18 protein-coding genes and 3 pseudogenes are annotated in these 23,003 nt (G+C 43.6%); 17 read left to right on the plus strand and 4 right to left on the minus strand.

Annotation, left to right across the window (positions count from 1 at the left end):
* Positions 1–14 precede the first annotated feature (14 nt).
* The gene (gene thiM, locus ABIA61_RS04155) at positions 15–821 is read left to right on the plus strand and encodes a hydroxyethylthiazole kinase (protein ID WP_404580338.1); all 807 of its coding nucleotides are present in this window, start codon (positions 15–17) and stop codon (positions 819–821) included.
* Positions 822–1,115: 294 nt separating this feature from the next.
* A complete protein-coding gene (locus tag ABIA61_RS04160) occupies positions 1,116–2,984 on the plus strand; it encodes a fibronectin type III domain-containing protein (RefSeq protein WP_283656012.1) in 1,869 nt (622 codons plus the stop codon).
* Between the two features lie 110 nt (positions 2,985–3,094).
* Here the strand turns inward: ABIA61_RS04160 and ABIA61_RS04165 are convergent, their stop codons facing one another.
* Positions 3,095–4,282 carry a macrolide family glycosyltransferase gene (locus tag ABIA61_RS04165; protein ID WP_283656013.1) on the minus strand — a complete coding sequence of 396 codons (1,188 nt, stop codon included), beginning with the start codon at positions 4,280–4,282 and terminating at the stop codon, positions 3,095–3,097.
* A gap of 157 nt (positions 4,283–4,439) precedes the next feature.
* Between ABIA61_RS04165 and ABIA61_RS04170 the strand changes: the two are divergent.
* From ABIA61_RS04170 to ABIA61_RS04180, 3 genes and pseudogenes are all read left to right on the plus strand, one after another.
* Positions 4,440–4,668: pseudogene (locus ABIA61_RS04170) on the plus strand (efflux RND transporter permease subunit); the annotation flags it as partial.
* 186 nt (positions 4,669–4,854) lie between these two features.
* Positions 4,855–5,568 carry a glycosyltransferase family 2 protein gene (locus tag ABIA61_RS04175; protein ID WP_404580339.1) on the plus strand — a complete coding sequence of 238 codons (714 nt, stop codon included), beginning with the start codon at positions 4,855–4,857 and terminating at the stop codon, positions 5,566–5,568.
* A gap of 419 nt (positions 5,569–5,987) precedes the next feature.
* A pseudogene (locus ABIA61_RS04180) lies at positions 5,988–6,181 on the plus strand (transposase); the annotation flags it as partial.
* A gap of 395 nt (positions 6,182–6,576) precedes the next feature.
* Here the strand turns inward: ABIA61_RS04180 and ABIA61_RS04185 are convergent.
* Complete coding sequence (locus ABIA61_RS04185) at positions 6,577–7,443, minus strand: MurR/RpiR family transcriptional regulator (protein WP_283656015.1); 867 nt, start codon at positions 7,441–7,443, stop codon at positions 6,577–6,579.
* A gap of 180 nt (positions 7,444–7,623) precedes the next feature.
* Here ABIA61_RS04185 and ABIA61_RS04190 point away from each other — a divergent pair, with 180 nt between their 5' ends.
* Together ABIA61_RS04190 and ABIA61_RS04195 are read left to right on the plus strand one after the other, a co-directional pair.
* Positions 7,624–8,643, plus strand: coding sequence for a Gfo/Idh/MocA family oxidoreductase (locus ABIA61_RS04190; protein WP_404520106.1), 1,020 nt, complete (start codon positions 7,624–7,626; stop codon positions 8,641–8,643).
* A gap of 1 nt (position 8,644) precedes the next feature.
* Positions 8,645–9,631 (plus strand): Gfo/Idh/MocA family protein, encoded by a 987-nt coding sequence (locus tag ABIA61_RS04195; RefSeq protein WP_283656017.1) that lies wholly within the window; start codon positions 8,645–8,647, stop codon positions 9,629–9,631.
* Between the two features lie 503 nt (positions 9,632–10,134).
* On the opposite strand, the gene ABIA61_RS04200 is transcribed toward ABIA61_RS04195, so the two are convergent.
* Positions 10,135–11,106: a hypothetical protein gene (locus ABIA61_RS04200; protein ID WP_283656018.1), complete on the minus strand. Its 972-nt coding sequence runs from the start codon at positions 11,104–11,106 to the stop codon at positions 10,135–10,137.
* Between the two features lie 546 nt (positions 11,107–11,652).
* Here ABIA61_RS04200 and ABIA61_RS04205 point away from each other — a divergent pair.
* Positions 11,653–12,018, plus strand: coding sequence for a hypothetical protein (locus tag ABIA61_RS04205; protein ID WP_283656019.1), 366 nt, complete (start codon positions 11,653–11,655; stop codon positions 12,016–12,018).
* 45 nt (positions 12,019–12,063) lie between these two features.
* On the plus strand, positions 12,064–13,281 hold the full coding sequence (locus ABIA61_RS04210) for a sialidase family protein (RefSeq protein ID WP_404580340.1): 1,218 nt from the start codon (positions 12,064–12,066) through the stop codon (positions 13,279–13,281).
* 773 nt (positions 13,282–14,054) lie between these two features.
* On the opposite strand, the gene ABIA61_RS04215 is transcribed toward ABIA61_RS04210, so the two are convergent.
* On the minus strand, positions 14,055–14,978 hold the full coding sequence (locus ABIA61_RS04215; protein WP_283657924.1) for a S66 peptidase family protein: 924 nt from the start codon (positions 14,976–14,978) through the stop codon (positions 14,055–14,057).
* Positions 14,979–15,518: 540 nt separating this feature from the next.
* Here ABIA61_RS04215 and ABIA61_RS04220 point away from each other — a divergent pair.
* From ABIA61_RS04220 to ABIA61_RS04255, 8 genes and pseudogenes are all read left to right on the plus strand, one after another.
* Positions 15,519–15,746 (plus strand): annotated as a pseudogene (locus ABIA61_RS04220) (MBL fold metallo-hydrolase); the annotation flags it as partial.
* Between the two features lie 37 nt (positions 15,747–15,783).
* On the plus strand, positions 15,784–15,945 hold the full coding sequence (locus ABIA61_RS04225; protein WP_283656261.1) for an ArsR/SmtB family transcription factor: 162 nt from the start codon (positions 15,784–15,786) through the stop codon (positions 15,943–15,945).
* Between the two features lie 332 nt (positions 15,946–16,277).
* Positions 16,278–16,754, plus strand: a complete 477-nt coding sequence (locus ABIA61_RS04230) for an IucA/IucC family C-terminal-domain containing protein (RefSeq protein ID WP_283656022.1) — start codon at positions 16,278–16,280, stop codon at positions 16,752–16,754.
* A complete protein-coding gene (locus tag ABIA61_RS04235) occupies positions 16,690–16,950 on the plus strand; it encodes a ferric iron reductase (protein WP_283656262.1) in 261 nt (86 codons plus the stop codon). Before ABIA61_RS04230 ends, ABIA61_RS04235 begins: the two co-directional genes overlap by 65 nt.
* Before the next feature lie 115 nt (positions 16,951–17,065).
* On the plus strand, positions 17,066–18,052 hold the full coding sequence (locus ABIA61_RS04240; RefSeq protein ID WP_283656023.1) for an ABC transporter substrate-binding protein: 987 nt from the start codon (positions 17,066–17,068) through the stop codon (positions 18,050–18,052).
* Positions 18,053–18,298: 246 nt separating this feature from the next.
* Positions 18,299–19,300, plus strand: coding sequence for a FecCD family ABC transporter permease (locus tag ABIA61_RS04245; protein WP_283656024.1), 1,002 nt, complete (start codon positions 18,299–18,301; stop codon positions 19,298–19,300).
* Positions 19,297–20,304, plus strand: a complete 1,008-nt coding sequence (locus ABIA61_RS04250) for a FecCD family ABC transporter permease (RefSeq protein ID WP_283656025.1) — start codon at positions 19,297–19,299, stop codon at positions 20,302–20,304. Before ABIA61_RS04245 ends, ABIA61_RS04250 begins: the two co-directional genes overlap by 4 nt.
* A gap of 114 nt (positions 20,305–20,418) precedes the next feature.
* Entirely contained in the window at positions 20,419–21,933 is a 1,515-nt protein-coding gene (locus tag ABIA61_RS04255; protein WP_283656026.1) for a helix-turn-helix domain-containing protein, read from the plus strand.
* Positions 21,934–23,003: the final 1,070 nt, after the last annotated feature.

The raw sequence follows: 23,003 nt of genomic DNA on the forward strand, positions 1-23,003 counted from the left end.
TTGTGTTAGATAATATGGCTTTGTTGCTACAAAATATGCGGGATACGAATCCGCTCATTCACAATATAACCAATGTGGTCGTCACCAATTTCACGGCGAACGGACTGCTCGCGCTCGGCGCTTCACCAGTTATGGCATACGCCAAAGAGGAAGTCGCAGATATGGCCCGAATTGCAGGGGCGCTTGTACTTAACATCGGTACGTTAAATGAAGAACTCGTAGAGTCTATGATTGTGGCTGGTTTATCGGCTAATGAACATGGGGTACCCGTGCTGTTAGATCCCGTGGGTGCGGGAGCGACTCCATTCCGCACAGCCTCCTCCCTCCGTATTCTGGATCGGGTCAAGGTGGATATTGTTCGTGGTAACGCTGCTGAAGTTGCACAAATCATTGGCGAAGACATGCAGATTAAAGGTGTCGATGCTGGAGAAACAGGTGATTTGAATATTTCACAACTTGCAGTCAAAGCAGCCCATCAACTGAATACCATTGTTGCAATCACCGGCAAAGAAGACGTCATTACCGACGGCCGTATAGGGTGGATCATTGAAAATGGCCATAGCCTGCTTACCAAAGTTACCGGGGCTGGTTGCCTATTAACTTCGGTACTGGGCGCTTTCACTGCTGTCGAAAACGACAGGCTTACTGCTGGTATGGCAGCGCTTGCTGTATATGGTGTTGCTGCTGAAATGGCAGCGGAACGAAAAGGCACGGAAGGACCAGGAAGCTTTCAGATCGAGCTGCTTAATATGCTGTTCGCTATAACGCCGGACGATGTACGCCAGTACGGTAGGGTGCGCCCGCTAGATCGGATATTCTGAAATCAAGCATAAATCATACGATTATCTTTGGTATCCGCGCTGGGCGCGGTTTTTTATGTATGCAAGTCCTTGTTCTTCTATTGGGGCAAGAGCTTGTACTGATAGTCTGGGAACGGAAGTACAACTCAATGGAGTCGATCAGTCTAAACATTTCCTATAAATATTCCGATAACTATTAAATGGGCACCTACTGCTCATGCCAAATATTGCCAATTATGTATTGCAGCAGTGGATTTTTGTAAGCTTGCTTACTGGTTAGACAAATACATATTGTTATCAAGGAGAGCATAGATCATGAATAAGAAGCGCTTGCGCCAATGGATGGCTCCGTTCGCAACGGCTACACTGATTTTAAATACGGGATATGGTATCTGGGGAGGGACGGATGCGGTGGCGAGCCAATCCGCTGCTCTGAGTATTGCACCAGCAGAGGTGAGCAATCTGACAGCGGTTCCGTTAGATACAACAAGGGTGAATTTGTCTTGGACCAACCCGTCGGACATCAATTTTGACCATGTAAAGGTGATCGGTGTCAGCACCGACGTGTATGTAGATAACATCCTAAGTAACTCTTATACGCTGAGCGGCTTACAGCCGAATACGACATATACCTTCCGAGTGAAGACGGTGGGTAAGAGTGGTAATGAATCTCAAGGTACTACAGTACAGACTAAAACAGCTTCCGTTGATGCTCCTGTAGATAAGACACCACCAGGAGAGGTAAGCGGGCTGACAGCGACGAATGTGGGTTACAACGCTTTTACTGTGAATTATATATTGCCGAAGGATGCTGACCTGAACCAAGCCATTATCTATTTAAATGACAAAGAGGTGCAGCGAACTACAGGGACGTCCTATACGTTCAGTGGATTGATTGCTTCGACAAACTATAAGGTAACAGTTAAGACAGTGGACAAATCCGGCAACATATCTGGAGGGGTCAATATTCCGGTTACGACAACAGCGCTCACCGTCGATACAGTGCCAGAAGTAACAGGAGCTTCAGTGACATCAGTTAATAACTATAGCGTTACTGTTTCCTGGACGAGGCCCAGCGGAATTAGTACGGTCAGTCTGTATAAGGACGGACAACTGGTAACCGATTCAACAGGAACATCCTATACATTCAACAATCTGTCGGCAAGCCAGACATACACGTTTATGATCAGGTCCAAGCGAAGCACAGGTGCATTGTCCTCCGGTGTGAGGCTGACTGCCACAACGAACAGCACGTCCTCCAATTCGTCGGAAGTATCCAATCTTGAAGTAGATAGCAAGAGTGATACCTGGATCAAAATTACTTACGATATGCCGAGTCAGGCCGAAAAAGTGAAAATATATGTTGATGGTGATTATAGGGGCACTACATCCTCTGAATCCTACAAAATTACGGATTTACGTGAAGGACGCTGGTATGAGATTAAGGTCACAAGCGTAAATAGCAGTGGAAGGGAATCTAGCGGTGTAAAGATCTCAGAACGTGCAGATAGTTATAGCTATTCCTCGTCTTCATCTAGTTCATCCAACTATGAGAAAGCAAGAGATTTGATGCGAATTGCGGAAAACAGTTTGAACGCCTCCGACTGGCGGTCTGCCAGAGACGCAATCAGTGATCTGCCGAGCGGGACACGTAAAAGCGACCTTCTGGATCGGCTGGAAGCTATTCGCAATAGAGCGATTGGTACCAGTAGCTCATCGACCGGGACAAGCTCAGCTACATCGACTTCTGGCACAGCGTCTTCATACTCTAACAATGCGTTTTCCTCATATTCAACTTCATTCACCCTGACACCAGGATCTACATCAGCTTATGTCGATGGGCGTACTACGACGATGGCTCAGGCACCACGAGTGATAAATGGGGTAACGATGGTCCCGCTGCGCTTTATCGGTGAACGTGTGGGCTACCAAGTGAACTATGATAAAGCGACCAAAAAGATTATCATGAATCGCCTTACCGATGGCAAACAAGTGGTGCTTCAAGTCAAGAATTCGACCCTTGCAGTGTACGAGTTAAACAATTCTCGGAATTACTCGACGAACATCACAGCTCCGGTTATTATTAACGGGCACACGCTGGTTCCATTACGAGTCATTAGTGAGCTTTCGGGCTATCAGGTGAACTATAACGCTGTATCCAAACAAATCACGATTACAAAATAACTGCTTCTGTAAAAACAATTTCAAAGTAATAGTTTGGAACTCAGCTTGTCGAGAAACCCGGTCATTTCCATGACGTAGGGTTTCTCTTTTTTTGTATGAAAGCCCGCGATTTACGCGAGTTCTTTTTCAAGATAAGCATCAATTTTTGCGAGGGCTTTTTCTGTCCCGCCGGATTGCTGGAAGCTATCATTTATTTTTTGTATTCCTTTTTTATACGCTGCGTTCGATATCACTTCATGTACAGCCTCTCTTAACGAATGTGCATTGATATGCTCTTTGGTTATTCGATAGCCAGCTTGAAGTTCCGTTAACCGCTGCGCGACCATCGGCTGATCCTTGTCCTGGGGCAGTACGACCAAGGGAACATTGAAGTGAATCCCTTCATTCACGCTGTTCATTCCACCATGAGTAATAAATACATCTGCATGACGTAATACCTCCAATTGGGGAACATAAGGAGAAATAATAAAGTGCTCAGGGGCCGGATTGATTTTCGTAAAGTCAGCCTTCTCACCAGCTGCAATCACAACCATGCCTTCAAAATCGGAAAAAGCTTCAATACAGGTGTTAAAAAAGTCTTCAACATGATCCAAAACTGTTCCCATCGAAATATACAGAACCTTGTTATTTTGTAATACATCCAAAGGAAAAGAATGTTCCCCTTTGCGCTCAGGGAAGCTCGGACCGATAAAAAGGTTCTCCTCACCAAAACGGTCACCGTCCGGTTGGAAATATCGGCTGGTATATACCACATTCAGCTCCCCTGAATTGTTCATAAACTGAACCATATCCTCAGGAGCAACCCCGAATCTTTCTTTCATGAGATGCAGTGAAGCCGTGGCATGTTCATCAAGCTGAAATGGCACTTTTGCTTCAGAGCTAAAGAGATTGCTAGCCATCCGATTATTTGAAATTAAAAAGGATGGTGATGAAGCAATACCTGGGATATTCAAATAATCTCTAACTAACTCACCAGCTCCGAATCTATCATAGAATACAAAGTCAAAATCAATATTTTCGGATAACTTCTGAGTAATTGCCAATATGTCCAGCGAAGTCTGAATATGAATGTTCAAAAATGCGTTCAATCCGGCCGGAGATGCAGTGTTGATGGAAGCAGTCCTGATCAGATCGGGGTGCAGGTGAACCGTTGCTCCAACTGCTTCGAGTCTGTCCTTGTATTTCTCAGTTGTAATGTAATGTACCTGATCTCCCCGTGCTGCAAAGGCCTGCGTAATCCCTATCGTAGGGTTCACATGTCCTTCTGCCGGAAAGTTAACCATTAATATGTGTAGCATTCATCATCACTCCTTTACGCATCGTTAGAGACCGCAGTTTTCACTGAATCTCTATATCTATAATAACAATAATATTTATATTTTCAAATGATATCCTTTCAATATTCCTCTTAAGGTCTCTCAGCATACCGTAAGAAGCCATCTATACTGTTGCGAACTTAGCAGCAGCTCTGCCCGTTTCCGTCCGATTTTGCTTACCTCGAACTGCGATTGTCGGGATGATCCCCCATTGCTACGATGGGAGAAATTCTATTCAAACTGTTGGGCAGCGACTATTATATTCGGCCTGATCTTTTCAACCATTCTAACACTTTTTGTGGTACCTACTCTTTTATATGGTTGTAGCTAATCTGAAGCTGAAACGGAAGCATAAGAAGGAAATGTAAACAAATAACGATACAACGAATAGTAAGAGTAGTCTTATTCATCAAAAGCAGTATAAACAGATTTTAGATGGTACCAAAGGAGAGAATTGTATAGGTGTCGTTTTTTTATACTTCTCTATTAGCCTACACCCTATTCTATTCTTGTTCATATGATGAAAGACAAACAAGTAGAAAAGAGGGCGACCCTTGAATAAAAAAGAGATCAGAAATGGTGTTTCCATTATTGCATGTACCAATCGTCCGCAATTTTTTGACAACATTCTGCAAAATTACAGAAGACAGCGTTATAAAAGTAAAGAGCTTATTATCATTCTGAATAATGACAGCATGAACCTGCAGTTATACCGAAACCGCGTTAGGGGCTCTGCCCATGTTACCGTATATCAAGTTCCTGAAAACATATCATTAGGGCAATGTTTAAATGCTGGAATGACGAGGGCCCGACTCTCGTTGGTCGCTAAATTTGATGATGATGACTACTACTCGCCGTTTTACTTGAAAGAGCAGGTTAAAGAGCTGAAGCGCACCAAGAGTGATATTGTGGGCAAGCATTCTTGTCTTGTTTATTTGAGTGCTTCCAAGAAGCTTTTGATCAGATCACCTAAAGAAGCGAATAAACATGTAGAATTTGTACAAGGTGGTACCATTCTATTTAAAAAGGAAGTATTAAAAAAGGTTCGTTTCACCGACCGCTCAATCGGGGAGGATGTAACCTTTTTGAGGCAATGCAGAAAAAAGGGATTCAAAACGTATGCTACATCTCCTTTCAATTATGTATACCAGCGGAGACAGAACAAAAAGAGCCATACGTGGAGAGCGGGAGACGATTTTTATATAGAAGGGAGCCGATTGGTAGTGATAACGGATCATTACCGTTCGATCGCAGACAAAGAGGTTTAAAGAAGAGATAGCAAAACACTTCAAGTACCGATGGCCTGCTCATTCTACTGGATAAAGGTGCAGGTTACTTACGGGGAGATATCCGATACGTCAAAAAGTTATCCATATTTGCATCCTTGGCCAAGAAAATGGGGAGAGGGCTGCAAATGGCTTAAGCGGTTTATAGGAAGTTACATTTTCGTCTTTCGTAAAAAATTTGAATGCCGGAAATTATATTTAACCACTAATGTCACTCGGCCTTAAGCTAAGAAGACAAGGGACAAGAAGGGATGGTATGTTCTGTCACGATATGGAGAAGGCCCAAAGAGTTATCATAGTGGCATCTAAGCGTTCAAATTCCTTAGAAATAAAGAGGTCTGAGCAAATATTAGTTAAATTTTAGAATTCAATAAGAGTGTATTCTAACAAATTTGTTACCCGACTTCGAAAGTGTAAGGATTGATGCGACCATTGTTCGTGTCCATCAGCACGGAGCCGGAGCAAAAGGGGGCCGTATTTTCAGGCTATAGGAAGGTCCCGAGGCGGACTGATCACTAAAATTCACGCCGTTGTGGATGCTTTAGGTAATCCGCTGCGCTTAGAGTTGACGGCGGGACAGCGTCACGACTCCGTCATGGGCTACGAAATGCTAATCGCTTTGATAAATTGACATGTACCTTCAAGGCTTTTTTGACGTTGGCTTCGATTATGATCTGGCTTGCTTAGGTTTGAATACACGCCCTAAACGTAACGCTAGTACGGGCATTATATTGACAATGGATTTAACCATTGATACACACAGTCGCCACATTGGCGGCTTTCTTGTTTTAAGGTTCTCGGTTTTTGCATGAAAACACTGGTGATCATCGCTCATTCAAAATTACATCGTTAGCAGATATCTTTTTATGCCATTTGTAGTAGCCTTCGCGTGAAAACCTCTGCAGTCTTAGGATCCGTTCTAATGGTTACGTCAGCCTCCTTTTAGCCACTTCTTTATCTATGAAGACGAAGGAGAGGATTCAATTCATTCTATACATCATTCATCATGTCATTGGCATAGAACTTTTTAAACGATTCTGTTGCGGTTTGCATGTTTTTCAAGTAGTCGATTTTATAGATACAGGAGTATATAACGTTTAACACGTAGTCAAAGGCGATTTGCGAAGAAAATGTACCAATCTTGGCAAGTTTCACTTCGTCATTAGGAACCTGTATACAGATCGTACTGAGATTTGCCAATTCACTTTGATTGGTCGCTGTGATCGTTATAAAAGGGATGTTCTCGCGTCTGAAATGTTGAGCAACTTTTATATAACTCGGCGACTTTCCATGGTAGGTTAAGAAAATGGCGCAATCTCGTGGTGTAAGATTGATGGTATGGTGAGCCCATTCGGATAGCTCGGTGGCAATGACTACATATTTGTTGATTTTAAACAATTTATTCTGAAAACTTTTCGCTCGGATTTGTGAATCGCCTAAGGCATAGATGAAAATTCTTTCTGCTCGATCCAGCAACTGAGCTGTTTGTGACAGCAAGTCATCATCCATAAATGCAAAGTTTTTTTCAATGGTTTCCTTCATTAATTCCGCAATCTCTTTTGCCACCTGAAGTGAAGACTCACCCAAACTGAAAGGGTAATTGGGGTCCACATTGGAAATGTTCTGGGTGTTTTGCTGGAATTCCAGAGCAAGTTTGATAATGAACTCCTTGAAGCCAGATAGTCCAAGTTTATGAGTTAAACGGTTAATCGCGGAATGCGAGGTATACGTAACTTTCGCAAGTTCTTGAACAGTTAAGTGAAGGATACGTTCCTTATGAGTCAAAATATAGGAAGCGATGCTTTTTTCATTTGGTGTAAAGTTATGCATGTCTGATAATTGCGTCAGTATTTTCAACAGGTTCACCCCAGCTTAATTGAAATAACGTGGATCAAGAACATCAAATAAACATTTTGTTTAAAAATAAACCGTCATTGATACAAATCATTGGTCGAATGTACCGTTATGGCGGCAAATCCTTTACGCACGACTTTCTTCTTCTATAATAAATGAAAAAGAGCCTGAGGGGGAATGAATATGTTGACCATCGGATACATTGGGAATGGCAAAAGCACCAACCGTTATCATCTTCCTTTTTCATTGAACCGAGATCACTTGAAAGTAAAGACGATATACGCCCGTAATCCAGATAAAGCGGAGTGGGAGAAAACGCCTGGCGTTCTTTACACAGATGATATTGCAGCCTTAATGAATGATAAGGAGATTCAGTTGATTGTTGTCTGTACACATACAGAGTCCCATTATTCTTATGCGAAAATGGCGCTCGACCACGGAAAGAATGTGCTTGTTGAGAAACCTTTCATGTTAACAAAAGATGAAGCGGTGTCCATCTTCCAATACGCCAAAGAGAAAAATTTGGTCATCCAATGCTATCAGAACAGACGATATGATTCGGATTTCCTCACTACAAAGAAAGTGATTGAATCAGGAAAACTTGGAGATCTGCTGGAGATGGAAATGCATTACGATTATTATCGACCGGAGATCCCGAACGCCACCTCCCATTTTTCCAAATATAACAGTTATTTATATGGGCATGGAGTTCACACCATTGACCAAGTGCTATCCTATTTCGGGAAGCCTGACACGATTCATTACGATGTTCGTCAATTGCTGGGCTCCGGGAGAATGAATGATTACTTTGATCTAGACTTTTATTATCCTTCACTCAAAGTATCCATCAAATCGAGCTTTTTCCGCTTAAAAGCGCGGCCAAGTTTTGTTGTATATGGTAAAAAGGGTGTTTTCGTGAAACAAACCGAGGACCGCCAGGAGGAACACCTAAAATTATTTTACCTTCCCAAGGGGCACGCCGATTTTGGTATTGATTTACCTCAGCATTATGGAATTCTAACGTACCTGGATGATGAAGGCAAGTATCATGAAGAAAAAGTGGTCTCTGAAAAGGGCGATTATGCTCGAGTGTATGACGATATCTATCAAGCAATCGTACATGGCAAAGAAAAAGTGATTAAAGACGAAGAAACAATAACTGCTATGGAAATACTTGAAAAAGGCATAGAGGAGTGCAGCTAAAATGAAATTGGGAATCGTTGGAGCAGGAATGATTGTGGGAGATTTATTAAGCTTTATTCAGGAAATCCCTACAATTACCTTACAGGCAATCAGCTCAAGACCTAGTGACCAGGAAAAATTGCTGTCTCTGCAGAAAAAGTATGGGATTTCCCAGATCTATTCGGATTACAACAAAATGTTTGAGAATGATGATGTAGATACAATCTACATCGGGCTGCCAAATCATCTTCATTATTCATATGCCAAAGAAGCATTAATGAGCGGAAAGCATGTCATTTGTGAGAAGCCGTTCACTTCCAATTTACAAGAATTCATAGAGCTTAAAGAGATTGCTCAACAAAAAGAACTGGTATTAGTGGAAGCCATTACAACTCAATATCTAAAAAACTATTTGTCCATGAAGGAGTATCTGCCTAAGTTGGGTGAGATCAAAATAGTGGAATGTAATTATTCCCAATATTCATCACGATATGCAGCTTTCAAAGCGGGAGAAATCCTACCTGCCTTTAACCCGGAAATGTCTGGTGGAGCCTTGATGGATATTAATTTATATAATATTCATTTGGTTGTTGGTTTCTTCGGGAGCCCTGAGAAGGTGGAGTATTGGGCAAATATGGAACGTGGTATTGATACTTCAGGTATGTTGCTGCTGGATTACGGTGATTTTAAGTGTGTCTGCATAGGTTCCAAGGACAGTACAGCCCCCAATGCAGTGAACATTCAAGGCAATAAAGGATATATACACATGGCAAGTTCAGCGAATGTCATCGAATGCTTTGATTATGTCCTCAATAAGGAAAAGTCAATTCGGGTAGATCTGAAAGAGCATCCGCATCGCATGTATGACGAATTCGTTGAATTTGACCGTATCATCAAAGAACATGATTTGGAAAAAGTCGCAGTCATGCTTGAGCATAGCGAGAAGGTTATGAACGTTATTGAGATGGCCAAGCAATCCGCAAATCTTGTATTCGGACCTGATAAATAATACTTTCTGGATTTCTTGAATATCATTCGTATTTTTTTATGCACTGATCTGATGGAAAGCTCATTCAGATCAGTGTTTTTTTGTAACACGTTAAACAGAGAGTTCAAAAACGAGCAGAGGAAAAATTTAAACTTTGGTATAAGTGATAGAGCACGGATGACTTGATGTTCATCGCTTTGTTGGTACGCGTTTGGATGATTAAATAAAAATACATATATTTAATTATAGGGCCTCAGCAGAAGACCTTCTGGAGCCGGTCCAAGGCATGTTAACCGATAAATTCGGTGTCATGTTCCATACCAACTGTGGATACACGTCAAAACCTCCAAACCCTTTACCGGCTGGAGGTTTTCTCATGTTATTCCGTAATCAGAAAATTATCGGCTTCAGGCTGTGAATAGCCGTTCATCCTTTAGTACGCCTACTGAGTCCACTTTGGCATTGACCCTTAAGGTGCTGACTTTTCCTATCTTCATAGCCATGTTCAGATGGCAGGAACTTGATCAAGCATTTTTCTGGATCTTCGAAGGGTTGTTAATCTTAATAGCGACTGGGTGCTTGGCAAGTTTTTTCTTGATCATTTTAGCCTCGAAAGTGAGGGTGTCGCCTATTTCCAGCTCCTGCTTCTTCATTGTGGTGCTGTGGCTTGACCAGGCCTCGCCTACCACCAGCACATCCGGTTCCAAGATGGATACCGCTTCATAGATAATCACTTCGTCATCACTATCTGCAAAATGGTTCGGTACTGTCGTGAACTCTTTCACAACAGCAGTCATTTTCACCTTGCCTTCCGGCAGCTCCAGCTTGGCCGCCTTGGCCCGGGTGGTTTTGGCTGGAGGTGCGGCTTCCAGAAGCGGCTTGCTGCTAGGGCCGACATATTCTTCCACCAGACCATCTGGGTCACCCTTGAAACCGGAACCAGAACGCTCGGCACCAGTCTCTATGCCGTCATCCATACTGTCTTCCATGTCACCTGCGTTTGCGCCCAAGAACGGGTCCACGCCGTCGGTTTCACTCGCAACTTGCTGGTCCAATTCGGGTGCTTCTCCATCCATAGCTGCCGAATATGTATCCATTCCCGCCTTGTCCATGGAACCAGCATCTGCAGGGGAGGCAGTGCCAGCTTCGCTTGTATTCGTCGCAGCTGCCGTGGATAGGAATACTGAATCGTCGCTCTTGTCTGTTCCGGCAGCGCTGGTATTGCGTACCCCGAAGCTGGAAGCCTGCATCTCTTTCAGATAGGAGGGATGAATGCAGTGCTTCTGGCCGTTGTCGAACTCAATAACCGTAGTCATGTAATCAACACACCCCACTATGGTGCAGGGGACGTTCAGGTCGTTGCCTTTATAATAAAAAGTCTTGATCTTGGTCGCCTTCTCCGATAGAAGGCCCCATGTCCTGCACTGCTCAATTAGCACATCCTCGTTGTGAAATGCTGTATATGTCTTCGGTTCAATTATAAATGTATATGTCATTGACGAATTCCGCCTTTCTTACCACTTCTCAGGAGATTCTAATCCAAGTCGAAATTAACACTAGTGTATCATAAAATTGCTATCCCTTCATTAATCCGATTGCCACACACGACTACCGAGCCGACTGGTCCGACATAAAGCAGCAGAAGGGAGGATGGGGAGGTGTGCAGAATCGAGAACCAGATGAACTTCTGACGGCCGAACCGGTCCGCCAGCGCTTCGCCCAGGAGTGTGACAAAACTTTCAGTTCATTAACTATATTCCCTATTTCATCCAGACCAGAAGTGGAAAAGTATACTTGAGCAAGCAACATTTCCAGCCTTCTATTCAATTGTACAGGTACAGATTTTGGTTGTATGACTCGGCTAAAGTTCAAGACTCAATTAGAGTAGTGTATCTGCTCAATATAGCTTTTGTAAATGGATTGCTCGTAGCATCAATGGAAACCTTAACAGATAAAAAAGGTAGAAAGCCCTGTAACATTGTCCACACACTTGGACCCGGAGTTCATATGGTAATAAAAACGGATTGAAAGGTAGTGATTTCATGGCTTTAACAACTGGAATAATTACAAATACGGGAACGACCCCTGCATCGAACCTTGTAATCAACATTAGTAATGATAATCTTAGTTTTTCATCTAACGTTGTTTATCACATCTACGTATGGAATAGCTTGGTGAGTAAATCACTGGTTTATTCCAATTCCCTGACGATCAATGCGAATACTAATCAAATTCTTAGTTTCAACATCGCAGGTAATACTTCTTACGAAGTTCAATTTCTTGTTACAGGCACTGTTCCAACAGATACTGTCATCACTGTATTCGGAACGGATTCATCCGGAAACGTAATTCCTCATCAAAAAGTGCTGCAAGAAGAACTCACTCAAATTGCCCAACTTAACCCATAAATTAAAGTAACCGCAGTTTCATTAATATAGAAGGGGAGAGTAACTATGGTAAACGTCCAAATCTCGCCAAGTACTAGCGCACAGTTTGAGCCAACCATCGCGGTAAACTGGCTAAATCCCTCCGTTATGGTGGCGGTGGCTGTAGATCTCAGTGCAGGACCGCCGAATATTGGCTTATACAAGTCAATTGATGCAGGCGCAACATGGAGCACGACGTTACTCCCTTTACCGACCGGGTTTGCTGGCATAGAGGCGCCTCATATTGATTATTTTTTCCCCAATTCGTTCGTAGTGGCAGCTCACGCCTTTGATTCGGACGGTCTCAGTGGAACGATTGTGTCCTATGCCTCTAACGACAATGCAACTTCGTTCGGACCGCCAGTTATTGTGAACCAGGGATTTGGACAGTTTGTCAATGACGATCAGGTGGTTGTTATCGCCGATAAGGCAGGGTCCAGCCCGTTTTTCGGAAATATTTACACGGGTTATACTCACGATTACAACACGCAATTTATACCGGGAAATACAATATTCTTCAATCGTTCCCTAGATGGGGGAAACACTTACTCTAGCCCAAGCCTCATATCTTCAATTACCGAGTTTGAAGAATTTCCGGGAATCGCAATCACATTAGATGGAATTCTTATCGTAGGTTGGATTACCCAACCTCCAGGCAATTCCGAATTTAATACGCGTACATCACTAGACGGAGGAACAACATTCAAGACGGAAACCATGGTTGCTCCGGTGGTTGTTCCACCTTCGCCACTACCGGGATACCAATTCAGGTGCTTAACGTATCCCTCCTTGTCAGCGGACATTTCAAACGCACCAACGTCCCAAGGAAATGTTTATGCAGTGTGGCAAGACTTTCGGCAAGGTTATTCCGATATATTTATAACAACTTCCACAAACTTTGGCGTAGATTGGGGTGCGCCGACGCCTATTACAAACAGTCCGGTAGGGTCCCAGAGCTTTTTCCCGGCCATCACCGTCTCCCCAACGGATGGAGCGGTGTTCGTTTCCTATTATACCAATCGATTAAATCCGCCTGATATTGACGTTTTTCTTGCTACATCGAGGGACGGTGGAATAACGTTTACAAATATCCGTATCACGACGACTTCGTTTAGCGTCGCAGGCCTTCCCCTAATCGGAGACTACATTGGTAATGCCATTGTCCCTCAAACAGGCCGTCTTGTTACCGTTTGGACAGACACACGGACAGGAACTGAAAACATTTGGTTTGGCGATAACCAATAACGAAAAAGTGATCCACACAGAAAATCAGGAATCGAAATGAATAGCCTACGTTCTAATGACGTGTTAAGGAATACGAAAAAAATGTACAAAGAGACTTGTAAGCAACGTAAGTTGGTGATTCAGATGACACAGAGAATATACGTTAGTGACTCCCATTTCTCTAGTTGGACCGAAGCGGCGGTCGAACTAGAGCTACCGGTCTAACAGGTACCACCAGCCCTAGTTTTGTTCCTGGGCTGCGTTCTTTCACGAATTGAAGCAGAGTCCGCCATATCCCTTGCCATGTTGGCAAAGGGGAACAAACAACTTCGCTATCCCTACATTTAACACGGATTACCTTCTTGTCAATTACCTTTTTCATCCACTGAGCGATTGAAATGGGATGGCAAGAAGCGATGGTTAGCCCCTTAGTGGTTCTATTAAGATAAAGAAGCCTTTCTTCAGGGGATCATGCTGTTTTCCCCGGAGATTGCAAGTTTGCCGGAAGGCGGGATGACGTCGGAAAATCGGGGGCTGCAGTGCATTGCTTGATTGCAAATGAACGGCAAACAAACAGGTAAAGCTCAATTCAGAGGTTTATGTAAAAACGGGTAAAAGAATGTATCTGCGGGTTTGATTGAAGACCTTTTCGAATGATTGGTCTCCCGAATTCAAATACAATTTTAACGCCGTTAATAGACTATTTCTTTTGCTGTTATCTCGTTAGTACAGTTGCTAATATTGGCAATATTAACGTATTGTGAAGCAGTTCGTCTGCCCCTATGAATCGATGGTTATACACTGACGGTGGGTCCAACCACAGTTATTGAATTATTGACTGTATTGAGATTAACCGTTGCGCCAATCGGCAAAGCCGCTTTATAAAGACCATGACCTGTTGCAAGGTTCGTTATCAGGGGCTTACCAAGAGGTATAACGAATTCTTTTATTAAATCCTCATAGGATGTGCCGTATGCCGCCTGACAACCTGTGCATTCCCCCATAATAATGCCGATGCAGTCACGAAATTTTCCGGCCAGCTTCAAATCATTCAAGTACCTGTAGACGGTATTGGTAGGTTCATGTGTTTCTTCAAGAACCAGAATTTTACCCCGTGTATCGATTTCGAAAGGCGTACCCAACGTATCGACAAACGATGTCAGATTACCGCCCACAAGCGGACCCGTAACGTTGCCCGGAACCCGGCTTATCAGCGGAATTCCCGGAGGATTCAGGATCGGCCGGGTTAATGAATATAAGGTTGTAGCGGAAAAAAACTGGTCGAAATTATAGGCGGGCGTTTCGGATTTGAAGTCAATAAGCAGCAGACTATGGAATGTTATTAAATCCACATATTGATGCAGTACGTTTAACATTACCGTTATGTCACTGTAGCCTGTAACAATTTTTGGATTATTCCGGATCACATTATAATCAAGATATGGAAGAATTCCTGCCACTCCTGTACCGCCTCTGGTGGGAAGTATCATTTTAACCTGCTTGTTTTGAAACATCATCATCAAATCGGATGCCCGCTGCTCGTCTGTGCCGGCTAGAAACCCGTTTTGCGTATATACATATTGACCCAATACGACATTGAACTCCATTCCTCTCAAAGATTCGATCCGTGCATTAATTATATTTGCATCCAGCGGGCTACCCAAGGTAACGATTCCAACGGTATCACCTCTCTGCAATATTGGCGGACGTATCGGCATATACTTATCTTCCTTTCCTGAAAATAAAGAAGCCATCGTGATATTATGTCTTTAGATTATATTAGCAAAGCCGGCTGCACAGTACTGAAAAGGAGCTAACGGTTATATTAAGTCACTTTGGGATAAAAGTAATATTAATAATTAGATGGGGGAATATGGGGATTAAGGTCGAATGACTCAAAATCCCCTACATATCTTTAACACCAAAAGCCCTTAATAGCAGGCTTTTTATTTTTCAATGTAGGTAAATTTTTGTCACGTAAAAAATGAACAAATGTTCCTACATCATGAGTTATTGACATAAATATCACCACATAACGTCAGGTAAGAGGAATAGTACAGCATACGCAATAAAAAACACTTCATTTGGAGATGAGTTCGAAAGGAGCAGTAGAGGGACAAAAACCTTAAGGAACAATATACACAAATCAGAAGGCTCTAAACGCATGGTAGAAAAATTTAGCGATTGTACGAAAGCCTAACAGCATTGGGAGTGAAACACGTCAATCCATCTCTATTGCCTTAAAGGAGAGACGCAAGATGTCCGATTCGATTAAGGTTCACATATTACATTGCGGACAAGTACAGGTTGATATCGCGGTTCCATTCAGGCAGAAACCATGGAACCCTCTCGCAGCCACAGGCATTTTCCGCTTAAAAAAACACCAAATCACACTTCCAGTTTCTTGCTATTTGATTGAACATCCCAAAGGGCTTGTTCTAATTGATACAGGCTGGCATACCGCTTTACGTGGAGATCAGATTAAATATATGGGCAGATGAAGTTATCAGGTGAACTTAAAACCTGGCGAACTTACAAAAAACCAACTTATCTCGTCCAGTTGTATCTCACCATGTAAAGGTTTTGAAAGATGCAAACATGATTGAAGTTGTAAAAGAGGGAACGAAAAATTACTATTTCATAAATGTGATGAAAAGCGATATTCAAGGTTATAAAGCTATTTGAAAATATCGATTTATTTATAACGGAATCTCAGGAAGCTCCAGATAGTTCAGAAGAGTAGACTTGTCGCTAGGAACCCTTTTAGAATCGCATCATCGTGGTGTGGCTTGCTTGAGTTTGAAGACATGCTGTAGGTGAGTTATAACAAAAGCCATCAATAAATTCTTGATGGCTTTACTGTTACGTAACACTTAGAACTCAAAACTCGTATAAGCGAAAGTGCCATGCTCGTAACCTTTATAAAGTAGCTTCGGTTGGTTATCTTTATTAGCCATATACCCGGTGTTTTAAAACATCTCTCGCATGGTGTGTTTTCCTGTATCTAGAGGAAAAGTATGTATCCTCTGCTTGAACCTGACGAGTCGGCGATTCCTTTCAATGCGCTGGTTACGCTGGACCATGATGGACACCCGGTGGTGATTGATCCTTGGGTGAAAAAGTATGGAACTGATGAATGGCTGTCTGATCTGCTACAGACCTCTGTACAACCGCTGATTCACTGGTTGTTCGCTCAAGGTATTGCACTGGAGTCGCATGCACAAAATATGCTGCTCATTCACAGGAAAGGCAAGCCCTCACGCATTGCCCTCAAGGATTTTCACGATGACATCCGGTTTATGAAAAAGTCACTTGCGGATCCGGATTCTTGTCCAATCCTTGTTGAAGTACTGGAATATCACCGTCGTTTGAACCGCAATTCATTCCTTGAGACGGATAAACCGGTAGAAGTACAAGATTTTATACATGATGCAAGAGCATTATCAGGTCACAGAACATCACTTCTGGAACAGGGTTCGCGGGATCATTGGTGACTATCAGCTGCGATTCCTTGAATATAACGAACGGTACGAGCTGTATTCCTTGTTTGATCCAAAGATCGGGGTAGAGCAATTGACGAAGCGCCGTTTGTTTCCAGATGATGAATTGCGCATTCATCAGATTCCGAATCCATTAGTACATACGTTTATGTATAAATATGGATTGAATAAGGATGAATTTAAAAAATAGTATATGAGATCAAAAGAATATTGCATGGACAGAAACTGGAATTATGAGATATTGTTTTAATAATGATAATCATTATTAATTGGGTTATTAAATAGAATCAAGGGGTTGAATTGCAATGCAAGCAGAGAGACAGGAAATGGGGATTAAACCGTGGGTCCATTCGGTTATGCTGGCTGTACTTATGCTGCTACTCGCGGGCTGCGGAAATTTCGGTTCGGGTACTGCGGCGGAAACGGCACCGACGGACACCAAACAGGAAGAAACAGTAGCCAATACTGGTGATACACGTACGATTAAGGATGCTTATGGGGATGTTCAGGTCCCTGCGAAAGCCAGTCGAATTGTTGTACTGGACATTGGAGCTCTGGATAATCTGCTGGAAATGGGCATCAAGCCTGTAGGCGCACCTTCAATCTTGACGGCAGGAGATCCTTACCCGGTATATCTAAAAGGTACTGATGGCATCGAGAACATCGGATCTGTGAATGAACCGAACCTGGAAGCCATTGATGCACTGAAGCCAGATTTGATCATTGGTAATAAAGATACACATGATGCCATCCATGACCAGTTAAAACAAATCGCCCCTACCGTGTTTGTTGAGACATTGGGTGTAACGTGGAAGGAAAATCTGCAGCTTCATGCCGATGCTGTAAACAAGCTGGAGGACGGTAAGAAACTGTTGGATACATATCAGCATCGCATTAAGGAATTGAAGTCCGCACTTGCGGGCAAGGATGTCAAGGAAGTATCGTTGTTCCGTCCACGTGAAGACAAAATTCAGGTCTATCTGAAAGAAACCTTTGCAGGTACAATTATGGAAGACGTCGGAATTGTTCGTCCCGCAGTACAGCAGGATGCAGGCTTCTCCAAAGATATCACTGAAGAACAGATTGCCGATCTTGATGGTGACGTCATCTTCTGGTTCAACCGTGAGCCTGATGCCTTCGCCAAGCTGGAGAAAAGTCCGCTGTGGGCAACATTGAAAGGGGTTCAGAATCAAGCTGTGCACCCTGTTGACTGGGAGTACTGGATGAGCGGACTGGGTATTCAAGCCGTGAACAAAGTAGTCGATGACTTGAATACGTTTGTGGCCAATTAAGAGCTAAGCGTTCTGAGACACTTCTTAAAAATGAATTTCTGAAGCAGCACGTTATCCCTTCGCTCATGCTTTAACATGGTCATAGGTTAACCGTAGAATTGGGTCGTCGAATGTGACGATCCAATTTTTCTGCATACTGCTCGTCTCTCATTATACTCATCTCCTATTATAATAGAGGGAAAAAATTTACGTATCCGTTTTTTTATAACTACATAATCAAGCAACAAGCAGGGTGGAGGCCGAACAATGAACACGAACACCGGTATTAAATTCACTGGTTTAGCGACTATAATCTTGTTAACACTTCTCACGTTTCTATTCAGCATCATGTTCGGCATCGTACAGATTCCATTGCGTGCTGTCGTTGATGCATTCTATTCGTTCGATGGTTCCCGTGAACACCTAATCATTCGAACCGTTAGGCTGCCAAGAGCAATTATCGCTGCAGGGGTTGGCAGCTCACTGGCTGTAGCTGGATGTTTAATGCAGGCGATCAGCCGCAACGCCCTGGCAGGACCTGAACTGTTCGGTATCAATTATGGCGCAGCACTTACCGCGGTACTTGCTTCCTTTTGGCTGGGAACCACATCCCTGCAATTATTTGCATGGTCTGCTCTGTTGGGAGCAGCGGTTGCAGGAATACTGGTATTCCTTCTCAGTTCCACGGGCAGACAACCCTTAACTTCAGTAAAGCTGGTACTGGCGGGAGCTACGTTGAATTTACTTTTTGCTTCATTGACCCAGGGTATTCTCATACTGAATGAGCAATCCCTGGATACGATGCGATTTTGGTTGGCAGGTTCGTTGACAGGCAGGGGTCTGGATCTATTCATTCAGGTACTGCCTTATCTGATCATTGGAATGATCTGTGCGTTTGCACTAAGCAGCCAGTTGAACATTTTGGGTCTGGGAGATGAAGTTGCCCAAGGATTGGGGCAGCAGATGATGATGATCAGAATGATCTGTATTATCGCCATTGTTCTGCTGGCTGGAAGTGCAGTGGCACTTGCAGGACCGATTGGATTTGTTGGGTTGGCCGTTCCACACATTGCAAGGCTGATAACGGGCAGTAACTATCGTTGGGTAATGCCTTACTCCGCTGTTCTGGGGGCGTTGTTGCTGCTCACGGCTGATATTGGGGCGCGATTTGTACTGCCTGGGCAGGAAATTCCCGTTGGAGTGGTCACAGCCTTCTTCGGTGCTCCTTTCCTCATTTATCTAGCCCAAAGAAAGGAAAGATCGATGTGATTTCTTCTATTATAAAGCGACGCGCAATCGCAATCATTCTGATTCTGATTCTGTTGAATGCAGGAACACTTGTTCTTAATGTTATTTTAGGAGATCGTTCTATCCCTTCGGGAGAAGTATTGCGGAGCTTGATGGGTAGGGGAGATCAGGAATATCACTTCACTATTCATCAGTTAAGACTCCCCCGGGTGCTCACTGGTTTCCTGGTTGGGTGCAGTCTCGCAATGGCGGGAACGATCTTGCAGGTGATTACGAGGAACCCGCTCGCTTCACCGGGAGTTATCGGACTGAATTCGGGTGCAGCAGCGGCGGTAGTTGCCATCATGGTACTGGTTCCTTCTTTTCCGATGCGTGATATGCCTTGGATCGCCTTCACTGGAGCCTTTCTTGCTGCCGCTGTAATCTACGGATTGTCATGGAGAAAAGGAGAGGCGAGTTCTACTGTTCGCATGCTGCTAATTGGTGTAGGCATATCCGCGATGGCGGGTGCGTTAATCACTTATTTGCTGACCGTGGGCAAAATATTTCGGGTCTCCCAGGCCTCTGTGTGGATGGCAGGCAGTCTATATGGACGAACGTGGGAACACTTCTGGCCTTTGTTACCCTGGTTACTCATTCTGTTACTTCTATTAATATGGATGTGCAGAGTTCTGGATATGTTTCTGCTGGATGTGCAGTCGGCCGCAGGGTTGGGTCTTCGGGTGGAAATGATGCGAGTTCTATTCATTCTAATAAGTGTAGGACTGGCCGGATCTGCGGTGTCGATGGCAGGAACCATTGGATTTGTTGGATTAATGGCACCACACATGGCGAAGCATATGGTAGGCAGCCGTAGTTTGATCCGCTTGCCGGTAGCAGCGTTGCTGGGCGGGCTGATCGTAATGCTTGCAGATCTCGCAGGACGAAAATTGTTCGCTCCGTATGAGATTCCAGCCGGATTAATTACTGCTTTCATCGGAGCACCTTATATGATCTATTTGCTGTTACGGCGCAGAGCTATATAATGAAGAAAAGGATTCAGAATGTAAGAAAGGCTGGTGCATCTTTTAATGCCGTCCTATGTGAACGAAGCCAATCTAATCTATCTTTTATCTTCAGTACGTAAAAGGAAGTTTCCAATGACCCGAAAAGCCAAACATGTTCGGGTTTCTGTATTCATATTATGCTTCATTACAGAGGGCGAAGGTGTTATTGTGCTTGATGGTACACTACAGAAGGTTCGTCCCCTTCAGTTATACTTGCTCGTACCAGGCATGATCGTGGAATTCCCTGAACAAGGCAGTACGTATGAATATTATGGAATTTGGTTTGAACCAATCAGGCTTACGAAGACCAAAGGAAGATATGATGCCATACCTTCCTTATCATTATCCGGTGCACTCTCGCCAGGGTATATTGCAGTGCATCACCCTCAACAGATCCTTCAGCAGATCGTTCAGCTGTATCAACACAGCAGGCAGGAACGAAGCCGGGATTCCTTGGGGCAGAGGATTCAGTTGGAGGAATTGATCCAAGATATCGTGCAGAATGAACCGGAACAGCTTGCTACTTTAATGGATGAACGGGTTGAACGGAGCATCCTTTATATGGAGCAGCACTATACGGACAAAGTAAGCATTGAACAGCTGGCTAAAGCAGCAGGTGGTATGCCGCGGGTTGCTTTTTCACGTTTGTTCCGAAACGAAACAGGATTGCCCCCAGTCGAGTATCTGAGCAATGTGCGTATGACCCGGGCGAAGCAGATGCTTAATGTGAAGAACAGTCGGGTGAAGGAAGTGGCGGCTGCGGTCGGTTTTCGTAGTGAATTTTATTTCAGTCGCATGTTTCAGCGCATGGTGGGAGTGTCACCAACATTATATATGAAGCGGGGCAGATTAAAGGTTGCTGTAGCTTCCTCGCTGGGATTCGACGACCATCTGAAATCGGTTGGAATAGAGCCTGTCTGTGTGGTGGATCTCTTCCAGTATCCAGGTCAGAGCAATGAACAGTATGCAGAACGATTGCATAGCCAGCTGCTGGAATTGGAGCAGTCCAATCCAGATATGATCATTGCCGACCATTACCACACAGAGTTCAGGGAGCAGTTCAAACAAACGGCTGCACCAGTATTTCTGGATTTCTCTGTATGGGACTGGAAACGTAACTTCGAGAAAATTGTTGAGTTGGTCAACCGGGAACGGGAGGCCTCTGAGATGCTGACACGTCTGGATGTGCAGATTGAGACAACAGGACAGACGCTGCGCCGTGTTTTGGGCCAGGAGCGCATCACTATTATGCAAGTCAGCCACCGGACGATTGGAATTCAGGGGAGGGTAAACCACCCGCTGAATGAGCTGGTATACGGGGAACTCGGCCTGCGCCCAGGCAACCAGGCTCCTGCAGAACTGTGGCGAATGGAGCTGCAACCGAAATCTATGCCTGTATTGGAGACAGAGCATCTTTTTATCCATCAACATCATGTTCTTGCTGGCAGCGAAAAACTCTATCACGAGTTGACGAGAACGTCCGTGTGGCCACAGATTCCGGCGGTGAGGCATGAAAAAGTACAGCGTATTCCCAATTGGTTCGTGATGAGCTGGACACCTTTAGGCAGACAACGCATTATGAATGAATTGCTAGATAAGCTTCAGTAACGTATTGAATTCTATAATAAGTCAGTGCAAATGGACGACGCTAACTATAGCATTTCATTCGCATCTCAGAGGATAGCGATGTTCGTACTTTATAATCCAACTACTGAATAAAAACTGATTCAAAAGCATGTTGAGGAATATGTAAAAAATTAAATTTCTAAGCCGCCAATCCGAGCGATACCCTTGGAAGAATGTAAACGTTACTTCGCATCCAAACCCGATTTTATGTACTCGCAGGTTTTGACAGTAAAAGGAGCTGAAAGCACTGTAACCATCGATGGAGATTTCTTTATCTGGTATATCGCATAGAAGTCGCCACGATGGCGGCTTTTCGTATTATCAGGTTAGCCAGAATCTTGTACTCTAAGGTTTTAGAAAACCATTAAAGTTAACGTCGCTGTTATGCTATAACAATAATATGATATTTACTAGAAGCATTGGAAATAGGATTAATGACTATAAGACTGCTAAGGATGGTTCAATAAATTTATTATGCCATCGGAAAAACAAAGATCCGAGTATTTCGGGCTTAGTTGTGGTGCCTCCGTAAGGGGACACTTTTTTAGTGTCTTTATAATGTTATAAGAAACTCGCGAAAGAGCAGCGGACTCGTGACCAAGCAGGAGCATCCAGTAGGCCGATATCCTGCTTGTTTCCCGAAGTCCAAGAGTTGTCGGGTGATAAGAACATTATCTCATTCCCGACGGATTTTTATGAAGTGAAAATGGAGATATAAGAAATCGTAGGTGCTCAGGATGAGTTTGAAAAGTTCCAATAAATGAAGAACTGTAGGAGAAAAATTCAGTGAGGTAGCCGCGCTTCGTTCGCTGAACTAACGGGCAGGTTAGCTCAATAAGAACCCGACGCAACTTCAGGATTTCCTTAGGTTGCATAGGACCGCTAGGGAACTATGCAGTGACTGAGTTCGGCTCGAACCATGGTTTTTGATGTGACTAATGATAGCAGGAAACCAAAAAAGAACCTGGATAGTTTTATCAGGTTCTTTTATATTGCATATAAAACAGACACGATGATATAATCGGATTACGACTTTTATAATTTTCATAGAC

The organism is Paenibacillus sp. RC21, assembly GCF_044907935.1.
In the GTDB taxonomy this organism is placed as follows: Bacteria; Bacillota; Bacilli; order Paenibacillales; family Paenibacillaceae; genus Paenibacillus; species Paenibacillus terrae_A.

What these genes read in the sequence shown, in the direction of transcription:
- ABIA61_RS04210 (WP_404580340.1), top strand. Translation starts at nt 12,064, where the DNA reads ATGGTAAACGTCCAAATCTCGCCAAGTACTAGCGCACAGTTTGAGCCA.
- ABIA61_RS04255 (WP_283656026.1), top strand. Translation starts at nt 20,419, where the DNA reads ATGACCCGAAAAGCCAAACATGTTCGGGTTTCTGTATTCATATTATGC.
- ABIA61_RS04200 (WP_283656018.1), bottom strand. Translation starts at nt 11,106, where the DNA reads ATGACATATACATTTATAATTGAACCGAAGACATATACAGCATTTCAC.
- ABIA61_RS04160 (WP_283656012.1), top strand. Translation starts at nt 1,116, where the DNA reads ATGAATAAGAAGCGCTTGCGCCAATGGATGGCTCCGTTCGCAACGGCT.
- ABIA61_RS04190 (WP_404520106.1), top strand. Translation starts at nt 7,624, where the DNA reads ATGTTGACCATCGGATACATTGGGAATGGCAAAAGCACCAACCGTTAT.
- ABIA61_RS04165 (WP_283656013.1), bottom strand. Translation starts at nt 4,282, where the DNA reads ATGCTACACATATTAATGGTTAACTTTCCGGCAGAAGGACATGTGAAC.
- ABIA61_RS04230 (WP_283656022.1), top strand. Translation starts at nt 16,278, where the DNA reads ATGTATCCTCTGCTTGAACCTGACGAGTCGGCGATTCCTTTCAATGCG.
- ABIA61_RS04245 (WP_283656024.1), top strand. Translation starts at nt 18,299, where the DNA reads ATGAACACGAACACCGGTATTAAATTCACTGGTTTAGCGACTATAATC.
- ABIA61_RS04235 (WP_283656262.1), top strand. Translation starts at nt 16,690, where the DNA reads ATGCAAGAGCATTATCAGGTCACAGAACATCACTTCTGGAACAGGGTT.
- ABIA61_RS04195 (WP_283656017.1), top strand. Translation starts at nt 8,645, where the DNA reads ATGAAATTGGGAATCGTTGGAGCAGGAATGATTGTGGGAGATTTATTA.
- ABIA61_RS04215 (WP_283657924.1), bottom strand. Translation starts at nt 14,978, where the DNA reads ATGCCGATACGTCCGCCAATATTGCAGAGAGGTGATACCGTTGGAATC.
- thiM (WP_404580338.1), top strand. Translation starts at nt 15, where the DNA reads ATGGCTTTGTTGCTACAAAATATGCGGGATACGAATCCGCTCATTCAC.
- ABIA61_RS04205 (WP_283656019.1), top strand. Translation starts at nt 11,653, where the DNA reads ATGGCTTTAACAACTGGAATAATTACAAATACGGGAACGACCCCTGCA.
- ABIA61_RS04240 (WP_283656023.1), top strand. Translation starts at nt 17,066, where the DNA reads ATGCAAGCAGAGAGACAGGAAATGGGGATTAAACCGTGGGTCCATTCG.